This is a genomic window from Bacteroidota bacterium, from assembly GCA_016718825.1.
GTDB lineage: Bacteria > Bacteroidota > Bacteroidia > J057 > JADKCL01 > JADKCL01.
This window is the reverse complement of the sequence record JADKCL010000004.1, coordinates 13,674-31,655: the sequence shown is the minus strand read 5'-3', so window position 1 is coordinate 31,655 and position 17,982 is coordinate 13,674. Positions and strand designations below refer to the sequence as shown.

Below are 17,982 nucleotides of genomic sequence, written 5' to 3'. Positions count from 1 at the left end.
TTAATTGAGTCCTAGAATAATGGATGTATTGCCGCTGATGGGTTCGCCGACGCCGACGGATTGTGACCTGACTTTGCCGTGGCCATTGAGGAGAACCTTCATGCCCAGGCCTTCCAGCAAGACAATGGCGTCTTTGGCGCTCATGCCATAGACATTCGGCACGCGGCCTTGCTTGATTTCGAGTTTGGAAAATTGAAGTTTGCCCTCAACTTCGGTGCTTTTGATCCAAGTGCCTTCGGCTTCAGTTGGGCCTTTGCGTTCAAGCTGCTTGTAGACAGCCTGTGCATTGCCTTGATGCATGATGCGCGTCATCGGGGTGCTGCTTGCAAAGGCAGGCGCGGAAAACTCGGGCACGAGGTCCATGTCACTCGTATACACCTGCTGCGCAATCTCCGCGAAAATCGGCCCGGCAACGGAAGCGCCATAATATTCGTCGCCACTTGGCTCATCGACCATGATGTACAATGAGTAACGTGGTTTGTCGGCAGGGAAATACCCGCAAAACGATGCCTGATAACGGGATTCGTAGGCTTTGGTGATCTTGTTGATCTTTTTAGCTGTACCCGTTTTGCCCGCGATTTTGCAGTCGCCGATTTGCACATGTTTGGCAGTACCGCGCAAAACAACGCCTTCGAGGAGTTTCCGAGCCTCGGCAATGGTGCGCTTGCTTGCAATGGAAGCATTCAAAAGTTTCGATTCGTATTCGACCAGAATCTTTGCACCATGACGGATGCGTTTTACCAAGATCGGCTCCATCATGCGGCCATCGTTGGCAACGGCATTGTAAAATGTCAGGATTTGCAACGGCGTCAATTGCGAGTTGTATCCGATCGCCATCCATGGCATCGTGATTTTTGTCCAGTCGTTGTCGTCAGGCCTTACATAGGTGGGTGCGGGCTCACCAACAATGTGTTCCTGCCGCATGACCGGTTTGGTCAAACCAAATTTTTCCAAATGCGCAAACCATGCTGCCGAATTGCGGCCGTAAATGGAATCCACCATGCGTGCAGTGACGGTATTCACAGACTCTTCGAATGCATCGCGAAACGAAATCTTATGGTATTCCAAGTGGTCCTTCATCGTTGCATCATAGAATTTCCAGATGCCACGCTGCGCGTCGATGCTGTCGTCCAGGTTAATGCGGTTGTCTTCCAACAAGGCCATAAAGGATGCCAATTTGAAGGTCGAACCGGGTTCGCTCCGGGTTGCCAATGCGTGGTTTTGTGTCTCAGGATAATTGGCAACGGCCTTGATTTCGCCGGTGCCGACTTCCATGAGGACTGCAACGCCATATTTTGCGTTGGTGCGCAGGACGCCTTTGCGCAATTCGGTTTCGACAATGTCTTGGATACCGACATTGATGGTGGTCTCGATGTCGTCGCCGTCTTCGTCTTCTTGATAGACTTGCAACGGCAATTCATGGCCACCTGCGATGCGTTGCACGAGCGAAATGCCTTCCTCGCCTTTCAAATATTTGTGGAATGCGAATTCCAATCCCTTGAGCGGCAATGAGTCATGCGCAATCACGCCGAGCGTGATGCGGGCAAGGCTGTCATAAGGATAAAAGCGGGTATTGTTGAGCTTCTCGACCATCAACCCACCTTCAAACTTGCTATTGCGCAGGATCGGCCATTCACGCACCATGCGGTAATCTTCGAAGTCCACTTTTTGGCGCAAGACATAAACGTGGCGGTCAGGCCTGCCACGCTCATCCCGGAACCGGATATGGCCCATGAGGAAGTCGTGGTAGTAGTTTTCGTCGTGCAATTCGTCCCCGAAATGTTGGCCGAGCAATTTGCAAAGGGAGTCAAACTGGGCTGGAAAGGTCAATTGCGTGGTGTCGACGCGCGAAGGGTCGATGGGCAACATGTAAAAAGGCTGGCTTGTGGCAAGCACTTCGCCACCGTCGGCAAGGATGTTTCCACGTGCTGCAGGGATGTGCTTTTCGTACACTCGCTCCTTTTCCACGGCATTGATCCACTTGTCGGCCTGGAAAAATTGAATTTGCGCCACCCTGCCCAAGGTCAGGACAGCAAACAACGCCACCGCCCCGAAGAGGAGGTAAACGCGTTTGAGGATATTGTCCGAAACCTTGTTCATTTTGATTTTGTGAGCTTAAAAACGTTGGTATTGGTGGAGCGTAGGCCCAGCGAATCGACTTTTGAAAAAATGACCTGCCTGCGTGTGCCTGAGCTCAGGCGTGCATGCATGGTTTTGTATTCGGCCTTGGCATCGGCAATCTCCTTGCGGAGCCTGGCTTCCTCCTTGACCTGCTTCTCGGCGATGTGGGAGTTCCAGATGTAAACCATGCCCACAAAGACCACAAACAGGATGTAGCGGATGTATCGTCCGGCATCTTTGGACCGGAGTGCACCCCTTTTCAACCAAGAAAATGGGCGTGCCTTCTCCACAGGCGCTTCAGCTTCCACTGTCGCTTGTGTTTCTTTCACACGATTTTCATTTTCCATTTGAGCAGCAAGGTCCCGCAAGGGGACGGCGATTTTTGACTACAATTCTATTTTCTCCGCGGCCCGCAGCTTTGCGCTACGTGACCTTGGGTTTTCTCTTTCTTCCTGGGCCGAGGGTACGACCGCCTTTTTTGTGACCAGTTTCCAGGGGCAGAGCGAACGTCCGAAGAAGTCGCGCTGGTCTTCGCCTTTGAGGTTGCCTGTCTTGAAGAATTGCTTGGTGAGCCTGTCTTCAAGGGAGTGGTAACTGATGATGGCCATGCGTCCACCGGGACGCAAGAGCCGCAGACCGGACTCCAACAACGCTTCCAAAGCATCCAACTCGCCGTTCACTTCGATCCGGATGGCCTGGTAAACCAGGGTCAGGATCTTGGTGAGGTTTTGGGCGGCGATGACGCTGCCTACAACCCGCTCCATGTCGCCTGTCGTTTCGATGCGGCGGTTTTTGCGTGCCGTGACGATAGCGGCGGCGATCTTACCCGCTTGCTGCACATCGCCCCACTCCTTCAAAATCTGCCGCAAATCGGCTTCGGAGTAGGAGTTGAGCAGGTCGACCGCGTCAAAGGCCGCTGACGGATCCATGCGCATGTCGAGGCGTGCATCAAACCGGAAGCTGAAACCGCGGCTACCTTCGTCGAATTGGTGGCTGGAAACCCCCAAATCGCCCAGAATGCCATCGACTTGCGTGATGCCCTTGGAATTCAAAGCCTTTTCAATGAACCTGAAATCCTGATCGATCAATTGGAACCGGGGGTCTTGGAGGAGGTTTTGTTGCGCGTCAGGGTCCTTGTCAAAGGCAAACAACTTGCCGTTTGGGCCCAGCCTTCTGAGGATTTCGGCGCTATGGCCTCCACCTCCAAAGGTGACATCGACGTATGTGCCGTCGGGTCTTACGCTGAGCAAATCAACCGTTTCCTGCAAGAGGGCCGGCCGGTGGTACTCAGCCTTCATCTTGCGTGTCGGGGAGATTGCCCATCACCTCTTCCGACAAGGTTTCCATGTCAAATTGCCCGCTGCCGAGCCATTCTTCATAAGTGGCCTTGTCCCAGATTTCAATGCGGTCAAACGAAGCCACGACAATCAAGTCCTGGTTGATCTTCGCATGTGCCGCCAACCGCTTTGGGATCAGTACCCGGTTGCTCGCATCGAGCTCCACGGGGAGGGCGCCACTTTGGAACATCCGGGCAAAAGCCCTGTTCTTGGCGACGTACTGATTTTTGGAGTGGATTTTCCGCAACTCAGCTTCCCAGACTTTCACTGGATAAAGCACGAGGCAGTCGTCCAAACCACGGTTGAGAACGAACTCTTTTTGCTGATCGTCAGGCAATTGTCTCTTAAGCCCCGAGGGAAAGGCAAACCTTCCCTTGGAGTCCAATCGACATTCATATTCCCCGTAAATGGGTCTCATAAGGCCACGACCTTCAGCAATGATAGGCCCAAAGTTAAATCACTTTCAAGAAACTCTCCCACTGTCTGCCACTATTTCCCACCGTTTGTGGAAAACTTTTAGGTAACAGGCCTCAAAACCATTGATTTAAAGCGTTTTTGAGGCATTCACCGCAGTGGCAGCCGTCCCCAAAAGGGGTGGGATGCGGGGCAAAGATGCATCAGTTTTGAAGAATGTGGTAATGTTTTTGAGGATATTTTGGGCATTGGCCTGAAAATGGGTCAGTGAGTGGAGGAAAGTGGGGCATTTGCGTCGCTGGTGCTACCCGAAGTGCGGTGTGAGGGCCGATGACGTTAATTTGGATTTGGAGATGGGAATTGGAGACGGGCAGGCGATTGTGGCACGAGATGACCAATTGGCAATGCTGTCAAGGCATTGGGTTGCTCGATTTGGGATTCATGATTAACTTTGGCTTATGGGAGATGCAGCAAAAAAATTGTTGACAACCAGAGCTGAGTTTCTGGCTTACTTGGACTCCATAGAGGGGAAGGCGGAATTTCTGGACGGCGAAATCTATGACATGGCAGGCGGAACGGCTGCCCATAGCTTGATTGCAACGAATATTACCAGCGAACTGCGCGGTCATTTGAAAGGTTCGGGCTGCCGGGCTTACAACAGTGACCTTACCTATGAGATCGAAGCTGATGGCGCGATTGTCTTTCCTGATGCTTCAGTGATTTGTGGTGACCTGCAGGCGACCCAAGACCGAAACGACATTTTCACCAATCCCACCTTGATCGTGGAAGTGCTATCCGCAAGCAATTGGCGTTACGACCGAGGTGGAAAGTTGCGGAAATACATGACCATTCCAAGCCTGAAAGAATACGTGATCATTGAACAGTTGATTCCGCAGGTGGATGTGATGACGCTCACTGAAGACGGTGGATGGCGGTTTGCGACCTATCAGGACATGACCGATTTCGTGGTTTTGCATTCCTTGGGCATTCAAATTCCGCTGACTGAGATTTATCTGGATGTTGTGTTTGGATGATCGGCTCGATGTAATTCGATGCAACAATTGGGAGGCTTCACAGCATCGCCTTCTGACTACAAAAGCGCCTGCCACTTTTTACCACCCTACCTACAGCTTGCTCCATCCACGATTTCTGACGAAATTCAGCCCATGCGCTGGAATCCAAAGTCCGTTGTTGTTTTGCCCCTCTTCGTCTTGCTTGCCGGTTTGGCATACGGGCAGAGCTACGTGCTTTTCAAGAGCGATGTGGGTTGCACGGATTCCATTCCCCTTTCTGATGTTTTCATGCGCCTGCAGGTAGACACGCTCGACAAGGAAATTGGTTGGCTGGAATGGGAAGTGGCAGGCCATGTCCCATGCGAAAATTGGCAGCCGGAGGCAGAAATTCGAAATGTTTCTATCCGAAATGATGGTTTTCCGATCTACCTCATTCAAGGAACACTTTATTTCAAGTGCAAATGCGGATTTGCCAGGGATGAAATTTTTTCCTTTCCCGATGGTTCTGATTCAACAAGCCGCTTAAATCATATCCAATCCATTGGCTCCACCCAACGAAGATTAAGTCAAATACGCGTTTGGGCAAAATATTTCGATGCGGAAACGAAAACGGTGGTCGATGGCCCATTGGATGTGCGTGTCGAAGCCGTAATTGACCCGAAGGACGTTGACGCGTTGATTCTTGACCGCATGTGGTAAGACCCACTCTTACAACTTCATTGCCAAGCGGTAAGCCGACACCACAACCCCAAGAAGGTCGGCGTCGTCGGCATTGGTGAGGACAATGGCACCGGTTTGGTTGTCGGGATTGAAGGCGACGACCGTGCTCACGCCACTTTCTCCGCCTTCGTGGCCCCAAAGATTCTCCGATGCATGTTGGATGTAAAAGCTCAAACCTTGGGTCTCATCGAGGTCTGAAATCTGCAATTTCAGCATTTCAGCAACGGTGGATGCTTGAAGTATGCGGGTGCCGTTGAATTCGCCGCCATTGGCGATGGCTGCACAAAACTTCATCATGTCCAGCCCATTGGAGCGCAAGCCGCCGTTGGGGTAATCGGTGAATGTATAGTGCTGCAAAGGCTGGAATTCGCGGCGGTCGTAGGTGTAAGGGCGCACGATGGTGGTCGTGTCGATTTCGCTGAGGCGCCAAAAAGTGCGCGTCAGGCCCAGAGGTTGGAAAATATTTTGCTTGCAATAATCATTGAAGCCGATTCCGCTGATCTGCTCTACCAACACGCCCATCAAAGCTGATCCGATGTTGCTGTATTCGTAGCCTTCGCCAGGCTCAAAGCTGTCAAAATTTTGTTGCGCATCATAGAATTGGCCGGAAGGTGTGAGGTAGTCGCGCATGTAAGTCGCAAGCGGAACGGGGCTGTCTTGGCCATAATAGTATTGATCGTCCGTAGAGGGGCCGTCGATGATGCCCGAGGTATGCGTGAGCAAATGCCGGAAGGTGATCGGCGTGCTGAAGTCCGGGTGAATGACGTCGAAGTCAAGGTGATCGTTGATCGGTGTTTCCAAGGTAAAGCGGCCTTGGTCAAACAATTGCATCAAGGCGACAGCTGTAATGGTCTTGGAAACGGAAGCCAACAAAAAGACCTGATCGGCATTCAATGCAGTTCCGTTTTCCCGGTCCGCCAGGCCTTCATATTTTTCATAGAGAACTGAATTGCCCCGGAAAAGCACCACGGAGGCAGCCGAAATATGCTGCGCATCCATTTCATCAGCCAAATAGGCTTCAAAGTCTGCAGCATCCTCCGGGTCGATGCTTTTGTCTTTGTTGCAGCTTGTAGCGGAGAGGCAAACAAAAAACAGAAGTGCCGACCAAAGGCCATACTTCAGGGTTGAGGAACTTTTCATGCTGTAATTTACAAGGAATCCCGGTGCAAAAGGAAGGCCGATTCTCCCAAAATTTCCATTCGAAGGAATCCGATTGCCTCGTTTTGATGTTGTCGGCAAGTTTGTTAGCGAAATATGGGCACATCCGTGATGGATGCAACAATTCCCGGACTGCATGTAAGTGATCGCAGTTGTTGCTGTCCCACCTTTGCAATGTGGAAATGGTTCCACACTTACGAAAAAGATCATGAATTCTACTGTAAAAGTAATTTTGGGCGTATTGGCTGGCCTCGCTGTCGGCACCATGTTAGGCGTATTGTTTGCCCCAAACAAAGGAACAGACACCCGCAAAAAAATCACCAAAAAGGGTGAGGACTATGTAGATTCCATCAAGGAAAAATTCTCGGATTTCCTCGAAGGCATCACCGATCGCTTTGAGAAAGCCAAAGAAGAAGGCTCGGAAATGATTTCCAATGGCAAAGCCAAATTGGAGCATGCTGAACGCGAAGCTAAATCAGTCAGGGCCTAAGCCTTAACGATTCAGGATACCGGGGCGGCCAATCTTTTTTGACCGTCCCGAAACCCTGTAACTCGGCATTTCCAATCAACAACCCCAAAAACAAGGGCATGGAATCTCCGCAAAACTCCATTTTGGCCGATCATATCGAAGAAAAAACCGCCTTGGTTGAGCTTCTGATCGAGCGTGCCACGGATTATGGCAAGACAAGCTATCAGCTCATCCGGCTAAAGGTGCTTTCCAAGACTTCGGATGCCATTTCGACGTTGCTGCCGCGGATGTTGGTGGGAGTGCTGGTGATGGCCTTTTTGCTGTTTGCCAGTTTGGGTTTGGCAGATTGGCTCGGCGAAGTGCTGGGCAAGCCCTATTATGGCTCCTTTGTCGTCGCCGGTGCCTATGCGCTTATCGGGATGTTTGTCGCGGTGTTTTTGCATAGACGCCTGAAACGCATGATCTCCAACTTCATCATTTTCAAGGTCCTTCAATAGTCTTGTATGAAAAACAAGGAATATTCCTCCGCACTGGACTCCACCATCGAATGGCTCGAAGGGGAGCAAGCAACCAAGCGCGAACTACTCAGCGAACGCTTTCGGGAAGGTTATGACAGCCTCAAACCGATCAACTTGATCAAAAGTACCGTCAAGGATTTGACAAGTTCGTCGACATCGATGGATGACCTGATCGGACCGCTGCTGGGTCTTGCCGCAGGACATCTCACAAAAAGACTGGTGACGGGAAAGTCGGAGAATGAAACCCGGCAAGCCGTTGGGGCAGCTCTTCAAGTCGGGGTCACCAACTTGGTGATCCAAAATCAGGACAGCATCAAATATGCCGGGAAAGTTGCCTGGCGTTTCATTTTTGGCAGACGTAAGCCCAGACAAACCGATGAAGACAACCAATCTGAATGAATCACCTATGAATGAACTACCTGGCTATGTACGTTTCACGATGATTGCACTTGGGATTACCTTGGTGCTTGTCGCGATGGTCCTCGGGCAGTTTCTGTTGGTGCCACTTGCCTGGGCTATTTTGCTCACGCTGATGGTATTGCCGCTTGCAGAATGGTGGGAGAGAAGGGTCAAAATCCGGGCCTTGGCTTCGGTATTGACAGTGCTGACGCTGATGATCGGGATCGGTGGGGTTTTGGTTCTGTTGGCATCGCAGGCATTCGGCTTGGCCAAGGACGCCCCTGAAATTGCACTTAAATTGGCTACGACCATCGAGACGCTGCGACATTTTGCAGACGCTCAGCTGGGCCTTCCATTTGACGAGCAGCCTGAACAGTTCAGGGTGCAATTTGCCGATGCAACATCCGGAATTGCTGGAACCGTTGCGAGTACCGTTCAAAGTACACTTACATCGGTTGCCTTGATGCTGGTGGTGCCGATTTACATGTTTTTTCTGCTGACCTACCGTGCGCTGTTTCACCGGTTTGTGTCTACCATGACCTTGAGCAAAAACAAGAAACATATTTTCCAAACGCTGGGCGATGTGTCTCATACGGTGCAGCGGTACCTCCGCGGCGTCGGGATTGAAGTTGTGATCGTTTCAGTATTGGTGCTGATCCTGTTTTTGATTCTGGGCATCAAACATGCGCTCTTTTTTGCTGTTTTGGTCGCCTTGCTCAACATCATCCCTTATCTGGGAGTATTGATCGGGTCCACGATTTCCGTCGCCTACGCATTCGTTACGACCGACAGCCTGCTCACGCCGGTATTGGTTTTTGTCTTTTTGTGGGTCATTCAAATCATTGACAACAATTTTGTCGTGCCGTTTGTCGTGGGACAACAAATCAAGCTGAATCCTCTGGCGATCATTTTGGTCGTGGTCTTGGGTGGAATGGTCTGGGGCGTCTCAGGCATGATCCTGTTCATCCCGATTCTCGGCATGATCAAGGTAATCATGGATGAGTCACCTTCGCTGAAACCGTATGGGGGACTGCTAGGGGAGGGAGAACCTGCTGGTCGCAAGAAAACCGTTTGATCCAGGTTTTCGATGGTTGGAGATGGAACCTCGGTCTGCCTTATGGGTGATTTTTTTGCAGGGTTGATTCTCTACATCCTGCCAAAAATCCAAATGCTGAACGAATCCTATAAAGCCGCCTAATTACTTGCACTTGTCATTCAGCTGTTTCTTTCATGAACGAATGCATGGAAGGTTGTGCAAAGCCTTGAAGGTCTGGCCATCATCGACCTCTAGCAAATGCTTGTAGCCAATTTGGATTTCTAAAAAGAGGTGATTAATTTTAGCTTAGAGTTTGGTTCGCAGTGGCATGCGAACCATTTCCATGGCCTTCAAAAGTACATTTTACAGGTATCGGTTGTTTTGGATTTCGTGAATGGGACTTCGGGCCGCTCACGATCTTTTCCTGTTTTGACTTATTCACCATTGGCTTATGAAAACAAAATTTGAACTTCCCCTTCTCTTGATGAAGAAGCAAACAACATTGGTATTCTTCATTGCTTGCCTTGTTTTGGTTTCTTCCACATTTGGACAAACCATCCAAAATGTAAACCCTTCGACGACGACTGCTGGACAGAGCATCACGATGATCATCACTGGCAACAACACCAACTTCACGACGGTGACCGGCGCTTGGCTGCGGCATCAGGTCCAGACCGGGACAATGTATCACGGGCTGAATTTTACCCCAAACAATGCCACCAATGCCACGGTGAATTTCAATATCCCGCCCAATGCACCGCTTGGAAACTACCGTTTGGAAACTATCGGAGGCTTTTTCAACTTTTTCAATGCGTTGAATGTGGGGGTCGGGCCTGGCTCCAACTACGGTTATATCAGCGGAAAGGTGATCAGTGATGCCAACAGCAATTGCATCGAAAACGTTGGGGAGGCCGCTTTTGCAAATACCATCATCACGCTGACACCGGGCCCATACTACCTCACGACAGGTCCGCAAGGTGATTATGGCGGATGGATTCCATTGGGCAATTATACCCTTTCTGTGCCTGCGATAAGTACGAGCTGCGGCAATTGGGTTTGTCCAGGCACGGGTTCTCAAACAGCCAGCATCCCTACATCCATGAGCCAAGACAACGGAAACGACTTCTATTGGCATGATGGGCTCTGCACGGATCTGGGTACCTCCAACTATTCGCTTGCCTATCGCCCCGGGTTCTCTACCAATAACTACGTTCGCTTTTTCAACGCGGGAACCGTTGCAGCCACGAATGTAACTGCCACCTATATACTCGACCCCTTGGTCACCTTTGTTTCAGCCACTCCTGCCCCGACTTCGGTCGTAGGAAATGTGGTAAGTTGGCTGATTCCATCAATGCCCGGGGGGTATAACCAATCGTTTTTGGTGGTTACCAGTACATCCAGTCTAACGCCACTTAGTACGCCTTTAACCTTTGTGAGCAATATTCCCGTGGTCGGAAACGACCCTCTCCCGGGCAACAATTCGCGTACTCGTACGCAATTGGTCGTTGGCTCATCTGACCCCAACGACAAGCGGGTTTGGGATGCGAATGGCAACATTGCCGAAGGTCCGGTGGACCCAAGCACCAACTTGCTCAGATACATGATTCGGTTCCAAAATACAGGTACCGATACTGCGTTCAACATCGTCGTACGAGATACATTGAGTCAGTACTTGGATGCGGGATCCTTGCGTGTGACGGGCGCAAGCCACAATTATCAAGTTTCGCTCACCGGGCAGCGCAATGTGCAGTTTACATTTCCTAACATCTTGTTGCTGGACAGCTTTGCCAATGAGCCGCTGAGCCATGGCTATATCGCCTACGAGATCAATCTGAACGCTGGTGTGCCTGTAGGTACGACCATCACCAATCGCGCGGGCAATTATTTCGACTTTATGCCGCCGGTTCCCACGAATACGACGAGTACCACACTCTGTGCGCTCCTGACCGCCGGCTATTCGCATACCAACACCGGCCTGAATTATTCCTTTACCAATGCCAGCACCGGCGCGGCCACCTCCTGGCAATGGGACTTTGGTGATGGCGGTACGTCTACTGCTCAAAACCCGACGCATACCTACGCTTCCAACGGCAGCTTCATCGTCTGCCTCACCATTGGAAACGGTTGTCGCACAGAAACCTTTTGCGATACCGTAACCACCTGTCAGGTGCCCGTTGCCGCATTTACCTCCAATCCAAGCGGATTACAGGTCGCATTCACTGACCAAAGCCATCCGACAGTCACGACATGGGCTTGGGACTTTGGGGATGGCGGCACCTCCAACCTGCAAAACCCCAGTCATACCTACGCAGCCAATGGCACCTATAACGTTTGCCTCACGGCAACAAATAGCTGCAGCACCGAGACGGTTTGCCATACTGTCACGGTTTGCGCGCTATTGAATGAGGCCTTTACTTCCACTGTCGTGAGTGCCCTTTCTGTGGACTTCCAAGACCTTTCCGATGCCTCGGCGACAACTTGGGCTTGGGATTTTGGTGATGGCGGCACTTCCACCGTCCAAAACCCCAACCACGTATATGCCAGCTTGGGTGCCTACAACGTCTGCCTCACCGTTTCGAGCGGTTGCGCAACGGGCACGACCTGCGACTCGATTGCCCTTGCTGTCGGATTGGAAGACGCGCTCGGCATGACAGTGCAGTTGTACCCCAACCCAAGTGCAGGTTTGTTTGTCTTGGAAGTCAACGCTGAAACCGTCGGCGACTTGGGAATTATGATTTTTGACGCCAAGGGCACTTGCGTACTCCAAAAAACGGTGCAAGTAGGTTTGGGCGAAATCCAGGAGCACCTCGACTTGTCAACCCATTCCTCTGGATTGTACTTGATCCAATTGGAGCGTGACGGGTTGGTGCATAGCTTGAGAATGCAGAAGCAATAGGTATTCCTACAGATATCGCCAAGGCCGACCTCTCATGGGGGTCGGCCTTGGCATTTTGTTCAAGTACCAATTGTCACCGAAGTACGTTCTTCAAATTCACCCGGATCTGCGGCTCGCGAACCTGCTTGAAGTGTTGCCAATGGGGGGGGAGACCTAGGACAGGAACATTGCCTTGGCAACGATTCCCAAATCTTTGCAATAGGATTCCCAGTTGTGCCAATCGCTGACTTTTGTGGTGTTTTTTTCGATGATGAAGTAAGACAAATGCGTTTGCCTCACTGCCGCCGAAACTTCCGGTACCACCATGGGGGACTCCAAACACAACAACACGCGATCATAAGTGGCCGCTTTCTCCTCAAGGAATACAGCAGCTTCCCGCGAAAACCACCAACCGGGCTTGGTGTCGGCGGGAAGTGCCAGGCGCTCCCAACCCAATTCCTCGCCCTTGACCGTCGTATTGATGATCAATACTTGCTTTCCGAATTCGAAAGCCAAGGCAGCCAAGGATTCCGCCAAGGGTTGGGTTTGGGAAGCATTGCCAATCAAGGCAATCAGCTTGACTTCCGGCTTCAAGGATAGCTCCAATTTGGTCGCCTGCTTGCGTAGGATGTCCCTATTCCCGCTTACGCTCCATTGAATCAGTTCCGATTGGTCGCTGATAATTTGTAAATGGGCAATGGAGCCAATCCGACGTTTGTAATAGGCGATCAAAAAGGCCAAGAACGCTCCGAGCATACTCATTCCGACGATCCACGCGGCCAGCATCCGAACCTTGTTGGTTCTGTTTTGACTTGGCGAATGGTAGGGCGGGTCAATGAGATTTGGCAAAGCAAATTGCTTTCTTGTTTCCAATTCGATCTTTGCCAACTCGGCCATTGCTTGCAGGTAGCGTTGCAACAGGATCGCATTCAGGTTGGGATTGGATTCTTCCTTTGATGGCATTTGCCTTCTCCAGTCTGTCCAAATCCCCACTGAGCCCAAGTACTCAGCATTGACGCGCTTGATCTTTGAATCCATATTGGCAATGGAAAGGCGGCTCAATTCCAGCAAGCTGTCGACCAAGGATACGATCTTCTCACCTTGTGTATCTTTTGCTGCGCCCGCAGCAAAGGCATTTTGGGTGAGCAGGTACCTCAAGCTGTCATCGATTGGATTCATGTCTTGTTTGAGATAATCCAGCAAAGCCACAGCCGTGATCGCTCCGCGCTTGAATTCGTCCAGAACCTTGAGCCGGTTTTCCATTCCCAACACCTCCCCTTGCAACCGGAGCATTTCCACCACGGAAGAGTCCTGGATAAGCAAACTACTTTTGGAGAGTTGTGAGAAGAAATCGAAGTCGTCGGCGGTGATGAGTTTTGATTCAAGCACCCTCATTTCTCCCTCTAATTGTAGCTTGAGCTCATTGAGCAGATCTTTTCGTCTCGATTTGCATTGCTCCAAATAGGCACCTATGAATGCATCCAATAAATCAAAAGCCAGCTTTGGATGGGCGTCTTTGTAATACAGATTGATGCGGTTGGGGTGACTCGGCTCATACATCAGCTTCAGGTTTTGCAGTACCCTTGTGGTCAAGGCCTCCTTGCTTTGGACCGCAAAAGTATATTCCTTGTTCAACATGTCAGCATTCCAAAATTCTGTGGCGGTCACTGAAATTTGAACGGACCCGATTGCTAACGGAATACCCGCTTGGCCGCGTTGTGTGGCCTTTTTTTTCAAAGCTTCGAAGGTGACTTCGTAGCTCCGGTCTTCAAAAATTTTGATCCGGTGAGGGATGTTTTTCAAATGTTCCGGAAATGCAATGAGGCGGATTTGAAAGGGGGATTCGTCATACATTTCAACTTGTTGTCCCCGATTGCCTTTAACATAGTTTGTGACTTCAAACCTACCGTCATTGCCGATGGCCTTCGTAATGAGGCTGCGGGAAAGCAAGCTTTCGTATTCCAAAGGGGCAGCTTCGGCGGGGACCAAAAAACTCGCACGCACTTCGTAGATCCTCGGCATGGCAAGGGTCAGTTGATAACCTTGAATTCCGCCAAGGACCATACAGACGATCAACACCCACCAATAACGCTGCAAGGTGTAGACAACGAAATCAGCCCAGATTTTTGTTTGCCTTGCTGTGGTTGGATTTGTCGTCAGTTGCATTGCTCTTGGTAGAATCCGTGATGGTATATACGTAGCGCCGAGGGATGAACATTGAAATCACTTGCATTGAAAAGATGCTTTTCAATGGTTGAATTTGTCCAGTCAGAAAAGAATTGTGGTCAACTAATGGATTAATTTAGAGGTGATTGAATCTTTTAGCCCAGTCTTGCCTACATGCATTACCTTTCAAATATACAATTTGCCTCCTGTAAATCAAATCTCACGATTTCCTGGCATTGGGCTCAGGCTTACTTCATGATTTCGGCACATTCCTTCAGCAAAATCCATCCAAACCGGTCCTCTGTGGCTGTTTGTTTTGCTTGGTTCACAGCGACCTGTAGCAAGCCGGCCTCGGCCTTGCCACGGAATGCAAAGCTCAGCAGGCCACGGTAGCAATAGTTGCCCACCAGGTAGGTGCTGTCTGCCAAGGCAAAACAGGCGGCTTCCAGCAATTCGGCGGACATGGGCTCGCCGTCGTCCATCAGAATCCACAGGAGCAAGGCGGCATCTTCGCGCACGTCTGCCTGTGGGTGCTTCAAGGCGGCGGTATGCGCCGGCGCGCGGCTTCCTTTTGGCATCTGCAAAATCCGGCCGATCTTTTCCTGCGCCGCATCGCTCATCCTCCAGAAGAAATAGTCGTCCCAGCTGCCGGAGACATCGTATTCGGAATGGTAGCGGTAGCGATAAAGTGTGCCGCAGTCGCGGCAGCGACGGATCTGCACGGTTTGCGAATGACCGCTTCCGGGTGCGAATACCTCAAGGGCATCAGCTTCCGCGGGCACCGAATTGGGCCACATTTCACCTTCCAAAGGTGCGGTTTTGGCCCCGAGGGCCATCACTGCCCTGCATGTCGCGCACGAAACTTCTGTCATGAAGGAAAGGTACGTGGAAAACACGAATGTCGCCAAGGCGACCGAAAATCGGGTTTCCATTGCCGTGATCCGCATTTGTATTCACCTGAAACCTTCCTCCGTGCGAAATTCAAGCTTCCAGATGTTCTGCGCGGCAGGATCCCATGCGACGAAATAATCAGTTGTATTTTCCGGAATAGCATCCTGAATATGTTGTCCTGGAAGAGAAGCGTGAAGGGGAGAATCGGGGACGTTTTCCGCTTTCCGGCAACAATCACCATCGTCAGTTTGGCATTCTGCGAATTCCTGCCGTTCTTATGCCCTGATTGTTAAGAATTCAACCTTCCCCACGTGTTCGTTGATCGGATTGACTGCGCTTCAGTGACAACGATTCCCTCTAAAACAGGATTCTTGGCGGTACGCAACACGTCGTTGCGCTTGCCTCTTTGGCCTTTTTTGATGTTAATCTTTGTTTTTGTATGGCTTTTATCGACCAAGTTTTGCAGCAACCTTCCTACGGTTGGGAAGATGAAAACGGCGAACTGATCAAACCTTCGAAAACTCAACTCGTGAAAGAGCTCCTTTCTCGTGTGAATATTTTCAAAACCAAGAAAAATTGGTCTGCTTTGGTCGGATGGTTCTGGGTGATGTGCTTGATTCCCTTGGTCGTCCTGTTTTTTACGTACTTTTTCTGGTGGCCTTACCTCCTCATCGGGGTGCTGTACGGAATGGTATTTATGAGCACCCATGGCACGATTTGGTACCACCGCTATTCCACGCACAGGGCCTACAAATTCAAGAATGCCTTTTGGCGAATTTTGACCCAAAACTTGGTTGTGCGGCTGATTCCGGAGGAGATTTATGTTGTCTCGCACCACGTCCACCATATGAAATCAGACAAGCCGGGCGATCCTTACAATGCCTCTGGAGGGTTCTTGTATTGCTTCTTGGCGGACACCAATCATCAGCCGATCGCCAAGGACATGAGTGAGGAGGACTACATCCGCACGACGAAGTTCCTGACGCATACCGGGATCTACATCAACAGCTACAAACAATACCAAAAATGGGGTTCGGTGACGCATCCCTTGCCGACGATGCTCCATTGGGTGCTCAATTGGGCATTTTGGTACGGCACCTTCTACCTGATTGGCGGTCATGGACTGGCTTGTGCCATGTTTTTCGGGGCCATGCTCTGGGTCTTGGCGGTGCGGACATTTAACTACCAAGGCCATGGCGGTGGTGAGGACAAGCGGCAGGACGGAATTGACTTTAACCGGCGCGACATGTCGATCAACCAAACACGGCCGGGTTTGCTCGGCGGCGAATGGCACAACAATCACCATTTGTACCCCAACAGCGCCCGCTCCGGATTTCTGCCTTATCAATGGGACAATGCCTGGGCCTATATCTGGCTCCTGCACAAAATCGGCGGCATCGAATCCTATCGCGACTCCAAACAGCAGTTTTTGGATGATTATTACCGTCCCAATAAGTTGGCTGTCAGTAATAAAGAGGAAGCGAAAAAGACGGCTTAGACACGTTGCATTCGCAGCATCAGCACTGAATGAAGTTCATTTGTTCCTGTTGAAGGCTTTATTTTGAAACCGGCACCGCCAAGTCGATCTTCAACTCCTTGCCCACGCTGCCTTGCATGCCTTCTGTTGCACCGAGGTTGTAATCCAGTCGGTTCAGGGAAAAGGTTCCTTTGAACGTATCCTGCACAAACGTGAAGGGAATTGCAATTTCCTTTTGCACGCCGTGCATATCGAGCGTTCCTCGGGTTTCATAGCCATTGGTCACCTTCACGATGCTGCTGCTGCGGAACCGGATCTCGGGGTATTTCTCGGCATCAAACCAATTTTCGCTGCGGGCATGTTTGTTTTTAAGGCCAATGCCGGTCTCGATCGATGCCGTCGCTACGGCTACATCAAACAGGGAGGCCGACAAGTCGGTTTCGTTAAATTCGATCCTGCCGCTGAGTTGCGTAAATGCTCCGGAAACCTTTTCGGTCTCGAAACGAATAGCATAACATTCGCCGATTTTCCAGGTGATTACACGGTGCGCCGCAACGGCAGTCAGGAATAACACGATTCCCAACATTCCAATGATCCACTTGCTTTTCATCACCCTGGTTTTGGAAACGTAACACTCCGCCTGTGAATTTGTTTGTGGATGGAACTTCCTCCGGCTATCGGGACATGACAATTCATCCATTCGAAGCTGAATGGAGATTGGAAGGTGGCGCAAAATCCGGAATCTGCAGGCCTTAGTTGGCGGCCTGCATTGCGATCAGCTTCTTGAGGTCGTCGAGACCAGCTTTGTCGCGTGCTTCGATTTTGATGGCACGACCCTCAAGGCCTACTTTCGCGGCTTTGAGTTCGGCTTTCAACTCGTCAGAAATATCACTTGCCAAGATGGCATCAGTTGCTTTTTGTTCGAAAACGAAGGCGACTTGGAAGAACTTGTCCCTTGGGAGCAAGTGAACCAACACCTTGCGATTCTGGCTGATGCGGAATCCCCAGCCGGTTTTGGTATTGCCGTAGGTCCAAGCCTCAATCGCGCCCGGGGAAGATTTGTAGGCAAAGGCTGCAAGCGTGCGCCAAATTTCAAAAGTATCTCCCAATGCCTGTTGCAAGTCCTGCGATGCGGGCTTGGTACTCTTTTCCATGAAAATGTTCTTCATCGTTCTACAGCAACTAATTTTTGAGGAGGAACAGCCATTTGCTCCCTGAAATCCAACCCGCTGCATCAACCATCTTGTCCCTCCATTGTCAGAGTGACATGCTGCAACAATGCAAAGGTACGCCATTTCGGGTTCTAATTTGTCATTAAGGTTGCGGGTATTGGAAAATAGTTGGTTGGTTCCTCTGTGTAGAGACGGGGCGTGCCGCCGTCTCTACAC

At 50.7% G+C, this 17,982-nt stretch carries 17 protein-coding genes; 8 read left to right on the top strand and 9 right to left on the bottom strand.

What is annotated here, in order from left to right; genetic code table 11:
- The 4 genes from IPN95_05295 to mraZ are packed head-to-tail and all read right to left on the bottom strand — an operon-like array spanning nt 1 to nt 3,876.
- Nucleotides 1-2,100, bottom strand: coding sequence for a transpeptidase family protein (locus IPN95_05295; GenBank protein MBK9448824.1), 2,100 nt, complete (start codon nt 2,098-2,100; stop codon nt 1-3).
- Entirely contained in the window at nt 2,097-2,450 is a 354-nt protein-coding gene (locus IPN95_05290) for a hypothetical protein (protein MBK9448823.1), read from the bottom strand. Before IPN95_05290 ends, IPN95_05295 begins: the two co-directional genes overlap by 4 nt.
- A gap of 57 nt (nt 2,451-2,507) precedes the next feature.
- Nucleotides 2,508-3,419 (bottom strand): 16S rRNA (cytosine(1402)-N(4))-methyltransferase RsmH, encoded by a 912-nt coding sequence (gene rsmH, locus IPN95_05285; GenBank protein ID MBK9448822.1) that lies wholly within the window; start codon nt 3,417-3,419, stop codon nt 2,508-2,510.
- A complete protein-coding gene (gene mraZ / locus IPN95_05280) occupies nt 3,409-3,876 on the bottom strand; it encodes a division/cell wall cluster transcriptional repressor MraZ (GenBank protein ID MBK9448821.1) in 468 nt (155 codons plus the stop codon). Before mraZ ends, rsmH begins: the two co-directional genes overlap by 11 nt.
- 454 nt (nt 3,877-4,330) lie before the next feature.
- Here mraZ and IPN95_05275 point away from each other — a divergent pair, with 454 nt between their 5' ends.
- Both IPN95_05275 and IPN95_05270 read left to right on the top strand, forming a co-directional pair.
- The gene (locus IPN95_05275; protein MBK9448820.1) at nt 4,331-4,906 is read left to right on the top strand and encodes a Uma2 family endonuclease; all 576 of its coding nucleotides are present in this window, start codon (nt 4,331-4,333) and stop codon (nt 4,904-4,906) included.
- An 18-nt stretch (nt 4,907-4,924) separates the two neighbouring features.
- Entirely contained in the window at nt 4,925-5,584 is a 660-nt protein-coding gene (locus IPN95_05270; GenBank protein MBK9448819.1) for a hypothetical protein, read from the top strand.
- Nucleotides 5,585-5,593: 9 nt separating this feature from the next.
- Here IPN95_05270 and IPN95_05265 read toward each other — a convergent pair whose 3' ends face one another.
- Nucleotides 5,594-6,745 carry a serine hydrolase gene (locus tag IPN95_05265; protein ID MBK9448818.1) on the bottom strand — a complete coding sequence of 384 codons (1,152 nt, stop codon included), beginning with the start codon at nt 6,743-6,745 and terminating at the stop codon, nt 5,594-5,596.
- 226 nt (nt 6,746-6,971) lie between these two features.
- Here IPN95_05265 and IPN95_05260 point away from each other — a divergent pair, with 226 nt between their 5' ends.
- The 5 genes from IPN95_05260 to IPN95_05240 all read left to right on the top strand — a co-directional run bounded on the left by IPN95_05260 (nt 6,972) and on the right by IPN95_05240 (nt 12,081).
- A complete protein-coding gene (locus IPN95_05260; protein ID MBK9448817.1) occupies nt 6,972-7,253 on the top strand; it encodes a YtxH domain-containing protein in 282 nt (93 codons plus the stop codon).
- 98 nt (nt 7,254-7,351) lie between these two features.
- Complete coding sequence (locus IPN95_05255; GenBank protein MBK9448816.1) at nt 7,352-7,729, top strand: hypothetical protein; 378 nt, start codon at nt 7,352-7,354, stop codon at nt 7,727-7,729.
- Between the two features lie 6 nt (nt 7,730-7,735).
- The gene (locus tag IPN95_05250; protein MBK9448815.1) at nt 7,736-8,149 is read left to right on the top strand and encodes a hypothetical protein; all 414 of its coding nucleotides are present in this window, start codon (nt 7,736-7,738) and stop codon (nt 8,147-8,149) included.
- 7 nt (nt 8,150-8,156) lie between these two features.
- A complete protein-coding gene (locus tag IPN95_05245) occupies nt 8,157-9,224 on the top strand; it encodes an AI-2E family transporter (protein MBK9448814.1) in 1,068 nt (355 codons plus the stop codon).
- Nucleotides 9,225-9,669: 445 nt separating this feature from the next.
- On the top strand, nt 9,670-12,081 hold the full coding sequence (locus IPN95_05240; GenBank protein ID MBK9448813.1) for a PKD domain-containing protein: 2,412 nt from the start codon (nt 9,670-9,672) through the stop codon (nt 12,079-12,081).
- A 153-nt stretch (nt 12,082-12,234) separates the two neighbouring features.
- On the opposite strand, the gene IPN95_05235 is transcribed toward IPN95_05240, so the two are convergent.
- Together IPN95_05235 and IPN95_05230 are read right to left on the bottom strand one after the other, a co-directional pair.
- Nucleotides 12,235-14,226 (bottom strand): hypothetical protein, encoded by a 1,992-nt coding sequence (locus IPN95_05235; protein ID MBK9448812.1) that lies wholly within the window; start codon nt 14,224-14,226, stop codon nt 12,235-12,237.
- A 248-nt stretch (nt 14,227-14,474) separates the two neighbouring features.
- Entirely contained in the window at nt 14,475-15,173 is a 699-nt protein-coding gene (locus IPN95_05230) for a hypothetical protein (protein MBK9448811.1), read from the bottom strand.
- 383 nt (nt 15,174-15,556) lie between these two features.
- Here IPN95_05230 and IPN95_05225 point away from each other — a divergent pair, with 383 nt between their 5' ends.
- Nucleotides 15,557-16,615, top strand: a complete 1,059-nt coding sequence (locus IPN95_05225; protein ID MBK9448810.1) for a fatty acid desaturase — start codon at nt 15,557-15,559, stop codon at nt 16,613-16,615.
- 58 nt (nt 16,616-16,673) lie between these two features.
- Here IPN95_05225 and IPN95_05220 read toward each other — a convergent pair whose 3' ends face one another.
- Both IPN95_05220 and IPN95_05215 read right to left on the bottom strand, forming a co-directional pair.
- Nucleotides 16,674-17,204, bottom strand: a complete 531-nt coding sequence (locus IPN95_05220) for a YceI family protein (protein MBK9448809.1) — start codon at nt 17,202-17,204, stop codon at nt 16,674-16,676.
- Between the two features lie 142 nt (nt 17,205-17,346).
- On the bottom strand, nt 17,347-17,763 hold the full coding sequence (locus IPN95_05215; protein MBK9448808.1) for a DUF3788 family protein: 417 nt from the start codon (nt 17,761-17,763) through the stop codon (nt 17,347-17,349).
- Nucleotides 17,764-17,982: the final 219 nt, after the last annotated feature.